Source organism: Methylobacterium sp. BI1, assembly GCF_056680125.1.
Window position 1 is genome coordinate 5123834 of the sequence record NZ_CM155267.1, and the last position, 11633, is coordinate 5135466.

Below are 11633 nucleotides of genomic sequence, written 5' to 3' on the forward strand. Positions count from 1 at the left end.
GTCCGGTCCTGCCGCCGGTTCCTCGGCCGATCCCGGCGCCAGCGTCCTCACCCTGGTGCGCGGCCGGGCCGACCGCCTGCGCAACCTCATGGCCGGGCTGGCGCGCCAGTCCGTGCGCCCGAGCGAACTGGTGATCGCCTGGATGCAGCCGGACCGCGCGCCCGACCTGCCGGACCCGGGCTGCCCGGTGCGCCACTGCCACGTGGCGGGGGAGCCGATGCCCCTCGCCGCCGCCCGCAACCGCGCGGCCGAGGCGGCCACGGGCGATCTCCTGGTCTTCCTCGACGTGGACTGCATCCCCTCCCCCACCGTCGTGGCGGCCTACCGGGACGCGGCGCGCGAGACAGACGGCCTGTTCCTCGGCGAGGTCCTGTACCTGCCCCCCGGCCTCGGTCCGGAGGCCGCCGCCGACGAGGCGGCGCGCGTCCGGCTGAGCCGCGCCCATCCGGCGCGCCCCGCGGTCCCGCCGGAGGGCCTGCGCCGGGAGGCTGATCCCGGCCAGCTCTGGGGATTGTCCTTCGCCCTGCCGGCCCGGTCCTGGCGCGCCGTCGGCGGCATGGACGAGGCCTATCGCGGCTATGGCGGCGAGGAGACCGACCTCGCCGCGCGCCTCGCGGCCTCCGGGCTGCCGACCTACTGGGTCGGGGGCGCCCGGGCCTATCACCAGCACCATCCCGTCCACGTGCCGCCGCTGCAGCACTTCGAGTCCATCCTCGCCAACGCCGCCCGCTTCCGGGCCGCGCACGGGCGCTGGTGCATGACCTACTGGCTCGGCCAGTTCCGGGCCGCCGGGCTGATCGCCTGGGACGACGACGCCCCCGCGATCCGGGTCCTGCGCCGGCCGGCGGACCCCGAGATCGCTGCCGCCCTGCGGCCCGACGCCCTGTTCTCCTGACGGATCGCGACCCCGACAGCCATGACAAAGCCCATTGCGTTCTTCGTCCATCACCAGGGACGGGGCCACGCCAACCGCACGATGGCGGTGGCCGCCGCCTTCGCCCGGGACAGGCCGGTCTCCGTGCTCACCGCGGGTCCGCAGCTCTTTGACGGCTTCTCCCGCGACATCGAGATCGTGCCGCTGCCCAACATGATCGGCGCCGAGGTGCCGACGGCGCGCCTCTACGCGGAGCCGACGCCCCAGGTCATGCACTGCGTGCCGCTGGGCCTGCCGCCCATGCGCCGGACCATGCGGCGCATCCTCGACCATCTCGACGAGCGCGACGTCGGCCTGTTCGTGGTCGACGTCTCGGCGGAGATCGCCCTGCTGGCGCGGATCGCCAGCGTGCCGGCGGTACAGATCCGGATGCACGGCGACCGCACCGACATCGGCCATGTCGGCGCCTACGAGGCCTGCGTCGGCATGCTGGCCCCCTTCGACGCGCGCCTGGAGCAGGACGACTACCCGGCCGCCCTGCGGGCCAAGACCTTCTACAGCGGCGGCCTCTGTACCAGCGTCGACCGGGTGCCGGATCGGGCCGAGGCCCGTGGACGGCTCGGCCTCGACCCGGACCGCGAGATCGTCGTCGCGGTGACCGGGGGCGGAGGCAGCGGTACGCCCTACGCGCCCCTGACGGTCGCCGCCCGGGCCGTGCCCGAAGCCCTGTGGCTGACCCTGGGACCGACCCATCGGGAGGGCCACGAGACCGATTTTTCCAACCTGCGCGAACTCGGCTGGGTGCCCTCGGTGACCGACTACCTCGCCGCCGCCGACATCGTGGTGGCCTCCGCCGGCGACAACACCATCCACGAGGTGGCCCGCGTCGGCGGACGCCTGATCGTGATGCCCGAATGGCGCTATTTCGGCGAGCAGACCCGGAAGGCCGAGGCCCTGGTCCGGCTCGGGGCCGCCGTCCAGGCCCCCGTCTGGCCCGGCGATCTCCAGGGCTGGCGCGACCTCCTCGCCCGGGCGCGCGCCCTCGACACCGCCCCGCTGCACAGCCTCTACGCGCCGGACGCCGCCGCTCGCGCCGCCGGCTGGCTCGAGGGCCTGACCGACGAGCTCTGGCACGGCGCCACGGCGCCCGCCGCCCTCACGGTCGTCGCCGGCTGACCCATTCCAACCCGCGACGCGCGAACCTCCCGGAGCCAGACCGCCCCATGTCCACCGTTTCCGTCGTGACCCTGGCCAAGGGACGGCCGGCCCACCTGCGCAACGTCCTCCTCGGCCTGGAGCGCCAGACGCAAGGCCCCGCCGAGTTCATCGTGGCGGTGATGCAGGACGCGCCCTACGACCTCCCCGAGGTCGGCTTCCCGGTCCGCCAGATCCTGGTGCCGGGCACCGACTTGCCCCTGGCGGCGGCCCGCAACCGGGGCGTCGCGGCGGCGGGCGGCGACGCCGTCGTCTTCCTCGACGTCGACTGCATCCCGGCGCCCGAACTCGTGGCCGACTACGCGCGCGGCCTCGCCGAGCTCGACGGCCTGCTGATGGGCGAGGTGCTCCACCTGCCCGAGCACGCCACGGCGGGGGCGTGGTCCTGCGAAGCGTTCGCGCAGGTCGCCGAGCGCCATTCCGACCGCCGGGGGCCCCCGGCCTCAGGCCTCGAGATCTGCCCGGATTACCGCTGCTTCTGGTCCCTGAACTTCGCCATCCGGCGCGCCACCTTCCTGGCCACGGGCGGCTTCGACGAGCGCTACACCGGCTACGGCGGCGAGGATACCGACTTCGGCAAGGTCCTCGACCAGGCCGGCCTCCCCATCGCCTGGATGAAGGGCGGCCTGGCCTACCACCAGTACCACCCCCACCACATGCCGCCGGTCCACCACCTCGACAGCGTGGTGCGCAACGCCGAGCTGTTCGAGGCCAAGTGGGGCTACCGGACGATGGGCCACTGGCTCTACGCGTTCAAGGTGATGGGGCTGATCGACGACACCCCCGACCGGCCGATCCGCATCCTGCGCCGCCCGGAGGCCGGCGACTTCGCGCTGACCGGGCAGCAGAGCCACCAGCCCTACACCAACTCGGCCTCCGTCATCCGCCACCTCGAGGCCCAGGCCGCCGCGGCGGCGAGCGCGTGAGGATCGCGCTCCTCGCCCATCTGCGCCATCCGGTGGCGCGGCCCTTCGCGGGCGGCATGGAGGCCCAGTGCTGGGCGCTGGCCGACGGGCTGACGGCGCGGGGCCACGACGTCGTCCTGTTCGCCGCCGGGGACAGCGACCCGCGCTTTCCCGTCGATCCGGTGATCCCGGTCCACTACGAGCGCAGCTTCCCGGGCCTGGAACATCGGGGCGATGCCGGGCTCAAGGCCCACGTGGATGCGGGATACGCTGCCGCCTGCGACCGGATCGCGGCCGGGGGCTTCGACGTCCTGCACAACAACGCGTTGAGCCGCCTGCCCCTGGAGCGCCGGCGTCTCGCGCAGGTGCCCACCGTCACGTCCCTGCACGTGCCGCCCTACGACGCCCTGCGCTGGTTCGTGACCGACAGCCTCGTGCCCGGGCACCGGATCACCGTGACCTCGGAGGCCCAGCGCGGCGCCTGGTGGCCCGAGGGCGCGCCCCCCGAGGTGTCCGTGCTGCACAACGGCATCGATCCCGCGGCCTGGCCCTTCCGGGAACGAGGCGATGGCGGCGCCGTCTGGTCCGGGCGCATCGCGCCCGTCAAGGGCACGCATCACGGCGTCGAGGCCGCCCGACGCGCCGGGCTGCCCCTGACTCTCTTCGGCCCGATCGAGGACCGGGACTACTGGGACGCGCGGATCGCCCCGCAGCTCGGCGGGGCGATCCGCTACGGCGGCCATCTCTCCGGCGAGGCCCTGGCGGCTGAGATCGGCCGCGCCTCGGTGTTCCTGTTCACGCCCTGCTGGGACGAGCCCTTCGGCCTCGTGGCCGTCGAGGCGATGGCCTGCGGCGTGCCGGTGGCGGGCCTCGCCATGGGAGCGGCCGCGGAGGTCGTCGGCGAGGCCGGACGTCTCGTGCCGCCGGACGATGCGCCGGCCCTCGCCCGGGCGATCGGCGACGCCCTCGCGATCCCGCGCACGGTCCCGCACGCGCGGGTCCTGCGCCTGTTCACCCGCGAGCGCTGGCTGACGCGCTGCGAAGCGCTCTACGCGCAGGCGCACCGCGCCGCCCATGCCTGAAGCCCCGAGACGCACCCGATCCCCGGGCGGGCGCACCCCGCATCGCGAGCCGACCCCATGAGCCGTCCCCCGACGACACGCCGCGCCCTCCTCGACGCCCTCTGGCACGGCCGCGATCCCTTCGCGAACCCGCCGGACGACCTGCGCCTCCGCGACCTCCAGGGCTGGCGCAGCGTCCATCCCTTCCTCGACGACGCCGTGCGGACGTTCCGCCCCGGCGTGGTCGTGGAGATCGGCGCCTGGAAGGGGGCCAGCACCCTGCACCTGGCCAGAACCCTGGCGGAGCACGGCGTCGACGGCACCGTCATCGCGGTCGATACCTGGCTCGGGGCCGTCGACCACTGGGCCGACCCGGCGCTGTTCGCGGAGCTCGCCACCGAGCACGGCTATCCGAGCCTGTACCGCACCTTCCTGGCCAACGTGCTGCGCGAAGGTCTCGCGAACCGGGTCCTGCCCCTGCCGCTGGACTCGGTGAACGCCGCCGAACTGATGCGCCTGCGCGGCGTGAGCGCGGATGTCATCCATCTCGACGCGGGCCACGAAGAGGCGTCCGTGGCGGCGGATCTCCGGGCCTGGTGGCCGGTCCTGCGCCCCGGCGGCCTCCTCATCGCCGACGATTACGACAGCCTGGGCGGCCGCTTCCCCGGTGTGACCCGCGCGGTCGATGCGTTCTGCGCCGAGGCACGGGTGCAGGGTCCCTGGGCCCAAGGGGGAAAGTGCAAGTTTCTCAAGCCGATCTGAGGTCCCGAGGGAAGGCCGCCCGCGCGGGGGCGCCGCGGCGCAACGGGCTGCCGCGGGCGGTACTCATGCTGCCAAGCGGAGGCGGAGTGCCCGGATCGGAGCCCAGATCTGAACGGTGCCTCGGCGCCGGCTGGCAGATGCCCGGCGACGCAAGCCGCAGGTCCGGTTCCGACCCTTTCCCGACGGACGCCGTGCCGAGCGGACGCGATGTCCGTGCTTGGTCGGTGGCCCTTCAAGCCGTGTCGTCGCGCGCGAGGATGCTCGCGCGCTCGAACCGCTGCCGGGCCGAGGCTTCGATCCGGGAGAGACCGAGCGTCTGCGCCATGTGACGGACGCGCTCGGCCTCGGAGGCATCGGCGCGCAGGGTCCGCGCGAGCCCCACGAGCTCCGGCATCGGCGTATCGGCATGGGTGCGCAGACCGGGATCGGCTGCGCGATAGGCACAGCTCGTTTGCGGCGGCGTCTCGGGAGGCCAGAGGACCGTCCGGCCGTCGTCCTCGCTTTGGGCGATGGCAGGTCCGATCTGGTCCAGGACGGCGTCGCGAATGAGCGGGCCGACGCGCTGGAGGCCATGGGCGCGGGCGATCCGTCGCAGCAGCACATCCTCGTAGATGGGTCCCTCCAGGCTGACCACGTGCGCCACCAAGGCCCGGAGAGTGGAGCGGTAGGAGGCATCGTAGAATCGGGCCGGTTCGATCGGCAGGCCGAGGCCTGCGAGGTCGGCGAGCCTGTAACGCGGCGCGGTTTGGATGGGATCGATCGCGGTCGAGGGCGTCTCCTGCCGCACGGGCCGATCCGCGTAGAGGCGCGGCGCGGCCGGCTCCGACGGAGCCGGGTCTTCGCGCGTGAGTTCCGCTTGCGGTTCCCCGAGGGGCGCGACGAGGGGCGGCCCGTCGACCGGTTCGAGGTCGTCGGGCGCCGGAGTGAGGTGCGCAGCGGACGCTTCGGTCGAAGCCGCCTCGGCCGCCCGCGCCCGATCGGCGTCCAGGTCCTCGCGCAGACGCTGGTCGAGCTTGGCGAGCGCCCCCTCCGCATCCATCCACCACTCGGTGCTCCAGACCCGGCGGATGCGCCAGCCGAGATCGGTCAGCACGTGCTCGCGCAGGCGGTCGCGGTCTCGGGCCGTGGCCGAGCTGTGATAGGTCGCGCCATCACACTCGACCCCGGCGAGGTAGCGGCCGGGGGCATCCGGATGCACCACGCCGAGATCGATCCGGAAGCCCGACACACCGATCTGGGTGTGCACGGTCCAGTTCTTCGCCCGAAGCGCGGCGAGCACCGCCGCCTCGAAGGGCGATTCGACGTCACCGCCGGTCGGCGCGAAGGCCTCCGCGAGCGCCCGCGCCCCGCGGTCGGCGAATTCGAGGAAGTGCTTGAAGTCGCGCACGCCGCGCGCCCGGGTGCGGCCGAGGTCGATCTGCTCGGGTCGAAGCGAGGCGAAGACCACGAGCTCGCGTCGGGCCCGGGTGATGGCCACGTTCAGGCGGCGGTGGCCGCCGTCCTTGTTCAGGGAGGACACGGTGCTGACGGGCCGGCCCGTCTGGTCCGGGCCGACGGCGACCGAGAAGATGATCGCGTCGCGCTCGTCGCCCTGCACGTTCTCCAGGTTCTTCACGAAGACCGGCTCGTGCCAGCGGTCCCTGTCGAAGAACGGCTCCAGTTCCGGGTATGACCGCCGCTGTTCGTCGAGGAGATTCTCGATCAGGCGCTGCTGCTCGCCGTTGAAGGTGACGATGCCGAGCGAGCGACGCTCCTGCGCGAAGCCCGGGTCGCGCAGGCGACGCACGATCTCGGTCACGACGGCCCGGGCCTCGGGCCGGTTCACCCGACCCGCGCCACGCTCGTAGACGCCGTCGGGCACGAAGGTCAGCCGAACCGCCCGGTCGTCGGTCACCGGGGACGGGAAGGTGACGAGGCGGCCGCCGTAGTAGTGGGCGTTCGAGAAGGCGATCAGGCTCTCGTGGCGACTGCGGTAGTGCCAGTCGAGCGTCCGCCGCGGGATGTTGGCCGCCAGGCACTCGTCGAGGATGGATTCCTGGTCCGAGACGTCGCTGCCATCCGCGATGTCGTCCACGCCGCGGTCGCCGACATTCGTGGGCGGCAGCTGCTCGGGATCGCCCACGATCACGACCTGCTTGCCGCGCGCGATCGCGCCGACCGCGTCCCAGGGCGAAATTTGCGATGCCTCGTCGAAGATGACGACGTCGAACGGCTCCTTCTCGGGCGGCAGGTACTGCGCGATCGAGAGCGGGCTCATCATCACGCAGGGGGTGAGCTTGGTCAGCGCGCTCGGCATCCGGCCGAAGAGCTTGCGCAGCGGCATGTGCTGCGTCCTCTTCGTCAATTCGTGCGAGAGCGTGCCCCATTCCGGATCGGCGCCGAAGGCGGTCGGCCCGGGAATGCCGCCGCCGAGCCGCGAGCGCACGACCTGCTTCGAGAGTTCGGTGACGCGCCGGTCCGCTGCGCGGAAGCGCGCGATCGTGTCCTCGTGGCGCTCCGGGAGGAACCGGCGCAACACCGGGTCGTCACTGACCACACGATCGACCCACCAGCGCGCATAAGCGGTCTCGAACGCCGCCTCGGCCCGGTCGGGCGCGAGGCGACCCTCTTCCAACGCCTCGATCAGCGGCGCGAGGCCATGGCCACGGGCGTTCTGCGCAGCCGCCTGCCACGCGCACCAGCCCTGGGCCCGCCCCAGCCCGGAGGCCCAGCGCAGCGCCGACGCGATACTGCCCTCGATCCAGTCGGCCTCCGTCGCCAACGGCTCACCCGGGTCGGCGCGCCCGGCCAGCCGGCCGAGTGCCGTCATCGTCTCGGTGGCACGCGCACGATCCTGCGCGAAGACCGCATAAGCCCGCGCGATGCGGCCGTCCTCGGTCAGCGCCCGGGCCTGCCGCTCGACGAGTTGCACGAGGTGGGTACGCAGGCCGTCGATGCCGAGGGACAGGGGCCCCAGGATGTCGAGAAGCTGCTCGACCTTCTCGGCCCAGGTGATCGCCGGCGCGAACTCGGACGCCGCACAGTCCGGGTTGCTCCACGGCAACCCGAGCCGGGCCAGGATCAGCTCCTCCAGGCATCCGGCTTTGATGTGCTTGGCGACGTCGATCAGCCCCGTGAGATCCGGGCCGAGATCGGCCGGGAGCGGTCCCTCCGCGTAGGGCTGGACCTGCGCCGCGACCTTCCTGAGCTTGCCGCCCTTCACCAGGAAGTTCGACCCTTGGGCGGCGACCCAGTCCGCGAGCAGGCCGGCGAGGTTCTGGTCGAGGATGCCCGGACGGTACAGGCCGGAAAGGCGACCGAGCAGTTCGGTGCGCCGCGCCTGGAAGCGCTCGCGCGCGGCGACGGCCCGGCGCAGGTCGCCGGAGGCATCGGCCAGGAAGGCGGCTCCGCAGCGGGCCTCGGGCCGGACGAGATAGTTGCCGAGCACCAGCAGTCCGCGCGTGCCGGCATAGGTCGGAAGCAAGGTGGACAAGCCGATCGCCTCGGCGAAGGCTTGGCCGCTGACGCGGAGCGCCGACAGGGCTTCGGTGCTGGCGCGGATCGCGGAGCCCATGGCGTCGCGCCAGACCGGCGACCACTGCGTGGCCTCGACGCCCTGCAAGGGGTGGTCGACCAGGGACCCGACGGAGGCCAGGACCGGCCGCAGTTCCCGGCAGCCGGCGCGGAGCGTCGCGAGCGTCTCTGCGCCGTGCGCCAGATGGTTCGGCCAGGTGAGCACGAGCTCGCGGTCGCCGCCGGCCGCGATCACGCGGCCGAAGGCTTCGTAGGCCGACAGCCCGTTCTCGCGCCGCCGGTGCAGCGCGTTCACGAGGCCGTTGAGCTCCTCTCGCAGGCTGGCGAGCTCGCCCGTCGCAGCGTCCCATGTCCCCTGTGAGGGCGTGCTGCGCTCGTGCCAGGCCTTCCGCAACTGGCCGAGCACGGCCGACTTCTGCGCCTTGGTCGAGTGCACTTCCAGGCAGTAATCGCCGAGCCCGATCTCCTGCAGGCGGCGCTGGACCACTTCGAGCGCGGCCGTCTTCTGTGAGACGAACAGCACCGTGCGGCCCTGGGCGAGGCACTGGGCGATCATGTTGCCGATCGTCTGGCTCTTCCCCGTGCCCGGCGGTCCGAACAGCACGAAATCCTTGCCCTGGGCGGCAGCCAGGACGGCGGAGAGCTGCGAGGAATCCGCCGAGAGCGGCGCGAACACGGTCCCGGGCGGATAGGCGCGATCGAGGTTCGCCGGCTCGGGGAAGGGCGTCCCGTCGCCGTAGGAATGCTTCGGCGTGTCGATGAGGTGGCGGACCACCGGATTGCGCTTCAGCAGCTCGGCCCGATCGACCAGGTCTTTCCACATCAGGTACTTGGTGAAGGAGAAGGCCGAGAGCACGACGTCCGGCACCACCTCCCATCCGCGCAGGTCGCGCACGTGGGCGCGCACGATTCTGAAGATGGCATCGACGTCGATGCCGGAGGCGTCGCGCGGCAGTTCGCCCTCGAACTCCGGCATACGCAGCCGAAAGTCCTCCCGCAGCATCTCCAGCAGGGTCGGGTTGATCCGCACCTCGTCGTCGTGCAGCGTCAGGCGGAAGCCTGCGCGCACGCTGGAGCGCTTCAGCGAGACCGGCACCAGCAGGAGCGGGGCGCGGTAGGCGGCCTCGCCCTCCTTGCGGGTCCACGACAGGAAGCCGATCGCGAGATAGAGGATGTTGGCCCCGCCTTCCTCGAAGCCGTTGCGGGCCAAGCGGAAGAGATCGAGCAGGCGGTGGTCGAGCTCGGCCTCGGTCGAGGTCGTGTAGATCTCCCGCCTGGCGAGCGCGGCTTCGAGATAGCTGCGCCGGCCGTCGTCGTGGTGCCGCCGGGTGTAGAGGTCGGCACTGCGCTCGTCGGACCCGCTCAGCACGTCGGAAACGGGCTTCAGCCGGAATTCCTGCCCGGCCGCCAAGCCGTCCTCCAGGGCCCCGGGCGAGATGCATTCGAGGACGACCGACCCCTTGCCGGGCTTGAAGTTCAGCAGCTTGTTGCGCAGCGTCAGGTCGAGGAGTTTCCGCTTCCAGCGCTCCAGTCTGCCGACCGGGGTCTCGGGAGCGTCCTCGGCGGGCGGGCGCGCCTCCTCGTCGAAGACGGGCGGCGCGGAGAGCGGCTGGTTGAGGGGCGCGGTCGGCGCCGGTTCGAGATCGGCCGGTCTGCCCTCGCCGAGATCCATCGGGCGGATGCCGCGCCGCCGGCAGCGCCGGACATCGATCGCGACTTCGAGCGGAGCGGGCGCGTCGTCCTCGACCTGCACGCTGCCTTGCGTGCTGGCGACCTTGAACGCGGCCGGCGGATTGGCGGTCAGCAGCGTCGTCTCGACGAGGAGGAGGTCCTGCAGGTCCCGGCGCTTGCGCAGGAGCTGCATGTCGTCGACGGTCGCGCTCGCGAAATCGTCGTCCTGCAGCCACAGCCCAACGAAGGCGTGGCCCGCCGTCAGCACGAGGACCGGGTTCAGGCCCGCCTGTTCCAGGCAGGCGGCGTAGAGAAGCGAGAGATCGAGGCAGGTGCCGACCTTGCGCTCCAGAACCTCGCCCGGACCGCGCACCTTCTGGCCGGCCTGCTCGAAGCTCGCCGGTGGCAGCACGTAGGCGATGCGCCGGTCGGCGATGGCGGCCCAAATCGCCTCGGCCAGTTCCCATGTCCGGGCCTTCCTGCGCGCACGGTAGCCGTCCAACCCGGTCTCGCGGCCGGCCTCGCCGAGCTTCGTCGCGGCATCGCGCAGCACGACGTCGACGGCGGGGTCGTTCGGCCGGACGAAGGCCGCCAGCAGCTCCGGCGCGCTCCGACCGCCGCCCCAGTGCGACGGCGGCAGCAGGCGGATCTCCGCCCGATCCCGGGCGCGCTCACCGCCCGCATCCTCCAGGACGGTCGTCAGTTCGAGGCGGCTCGCCTCGGTGAAGCCGGCGAGCAGCGCCGCATCGAGGCGAAGATCCGGCATCTCGATGTGATGGTTCGAGCCGGCCGGGACGCGGTCGATCCGGAGGGTCAGCGGCTGTATGACGGCGGGCCGGCTCTCGACCCGCACCCGGAGATCGACGAGATCGTCGTCGGACGCATTCGCGACCAGGATCTCGCGCAGCACCGGGATCGCGTTCTCGTAGTAGGCGAGGCTGACATGCTCCGTCGCCGTGCACGCGACCCGTACCGTATCCGGGACGCCGACCTCGGCGACGGTTCCGATCGTCTCGCTGCTCATGGGGCGATCCACCGGCTCGCGAAGCGCCAGCCCGGCTCGCGGCGGGCAAGCTTTGGCCCGACCGCGTCGCAGGTCTCCCCGAACGAATCCCGCATCACGCCGAACCCGGCATCGTTGACGTCGCCGGTCCGGTCGCGGACGTCCTGGTGCTCGCCCCGAATGCGGTTGCGCATCTCGACCCTGCCACCCCCCATCCCTTTGTTCCCTACGGTTTGCCGGGTCGGCATGGCCTATTCAAGGTTGAATCGGCAACGATCCGGAAATACCACCGCAGATTCGAAATCCGTCCGAGGCGCCGTTCTCCCACGGGTCGCGGCCGACCCGTCCTGCGGCCGCCCGTCTCGCGCGGACGTTGGCGGCCCGCCCGGCGCCGCCCCGGAGCTTCGCGGAACTCGCCCGCGAGATCACCTACCACGTGGCCGGAATCGCCAAGTGCCTCGGCGCCGGCCTGCGCCTCGCCGTCCTGGTGGCCCCGAGCGCCCGCTCCACCCGTCCGCTCGCCGGCGCCCTCAGGGCCGCGACCGTGATGGCCTCGCCGATCTCCACTATGCACGCCAGGTCGGGCTCTTGTGGCCGCGGCGCGAAACCGAATCTACGCGCACTCTCCC

General features: G+C 72.4%; 7 protein-coding genes and 1 pseudogene. 6 read left to right on the forward strand and 2 right to left on the reverse strand.

From position 1 onward, the window contains the following. Positions 1 to 88 precede the first annotated feature (88 nt). Genes AC1MGR_RS24310 through AC1MGR_RS24330 form a run of 5 tightly spaced genes read left to right on the forward strand, consistent with a single transcriptional unit; the run spans position 89 to position 4817 of the window. Entirely contained in the window at positions 89 to 895 is an 807-nt protein-coding gene (locus tag AC1MGR_RS24310; RefSeq protein WP_480234890.1) for a glycosyltransferase family 2 protein, read from the forward strand. Between the two features lie 21 nt (positions 896 to 916). Continuing rightward, entirely contained in the window at positions 917 to 2050 is a 1134-nt protein-coding gene (locus tag AC1MGR_RS24315) for a glycosyltransferase (RefSeq protein ID WP_480233241.1), read from the forward strand. 47 nt (positions 2051 to 2097) lie between these two features. Beyond that, complete coding sequence (locus tag AC1MGR_RS24320) at positions 2098 to 3015, forward strand: galactosyltransferase-related protein (protein WP_108037729.1); 918 nt, start codon at positions 2098 to 2100, stop codon at positions 3013 to 3015. Then, positions 3012 to 4076: a glycosyltransferase gene (locus AC1MGR_RS24325; RefSeq protein WP_480233242.1), complete on the forward strand. Its 1065-nt coding sequence runs from the start codon at positions 3012 to 3014 to the stop codon at positions 4074 to 4076. The genes AC1MGR_RS24320 and AC1MGR_RS24325 overlap by 4 nt, the downstream gene beginning before the upstream one ends. 57 nt (positions 4077 to 4133) lie before the next feature. Further along, positions 4134 to 4817, forward strand: a complete 684-nt coding sequence (locus AC1MGR_RS24330; RefSeq protein ID WP_480233243.1) for a class I SAM-dependent methyltransferase — start codon at positions 4134 to 4136, stop codon at positions 4815 to 4817. A gap of 232 nt (positions 4818 to 5049) precedes the next feature. Here the strand turns inward: AC1MGR_RS24330 and AC1MGR_RS24335 are convergent, their stop codons facing one another. Then, positions 5050 to 11025, reverse strand: a complete 5976-nt coding sequence (locus tag AC1MGR_RS24335) for a DUF3320 domain-containing protein (RefSeq protein WP_480233244.1) — start codon at positions 11023 to 11025, stop codon at positions 5050 to 5052. Further along, complete coding sequence (locus AC1MGR_RS24340; RefSeq protein WP_480233245.1) at positions 11022 to 11198, reverse strand: hypothetical protein; 177 nt, start codon at positions 11196 to 11198, stop codon at positions 11022 to 11024. The genes AC1MGR_RS24335 and AC1MGR_RS24340 overlap by 4 nt, the downstream gene beginning before the upstream one ends. 95 nt (positions 11199 to 11293) lie before the next feature. Between AC1MGR_RS24340 and AC1MGR_RS24345 the strand changes: the two are divergent. Then, a pseudogene (locus tag AC1MGR_RS24345) lies at positions 11294 to 11572 on the forward strand (PLP-dependent aminotransferase family protein); the annotation flags it as partial. Between the last annotated feature and the right edge of the window lie 61 nt (positions 11573 to 11633).

What these genes read in the sequence shown, in the direction of transcription:
- AC1MGR_RS24320 (WP_108037729.1), top strand. Translation starts at nt 2,098, where the DNA reads ATGTCCACCGTTTCCGTCGTGACCCTGGCCAAGGGACGGCCGGCCCAC.
- AC1MGR_RS24315 (WP_480233241.1), top strand. Translation starts at nt 917, where the DNA reads ATGACAAAGCCCATTGCGTTCTTCGTCCATCACCAGGGACGGGGCCAC.
- AC1MGR_RS24330 (WP_480233243.1), top strand. Translation starts at nt 4,134, where the DNA reads ATGAGCCGTCCCCCGACGACACGCCGCGCCCTCCTCGACGCCCTCTGG.
- AC1MGR_RS24340 (WP_480233245.1), bottom strand. Translation starts at nt 11,198, where the DNA reads ATGCGCAACCGCATTCGGGGCGAGCACCAGGACGTCCGCGACCGGACC.
- AC1MGR_RS24335 (WP_480233244.1), bottom strand. Translation starts at nt 11,025, where the DNA reads ATGAGCAGCGAGACGATCGGAACCGTCGCCGAGGTCGGCGTCCCGGAT.
- AC1MGR_RS24310 (WP_480234890.1), top strand. Translation starts at nt 89, where the DNA reads ATGGCCGGGCTGGCGCGCCAGTCCGTGCGCCCGAGCGAACTGGTGATC.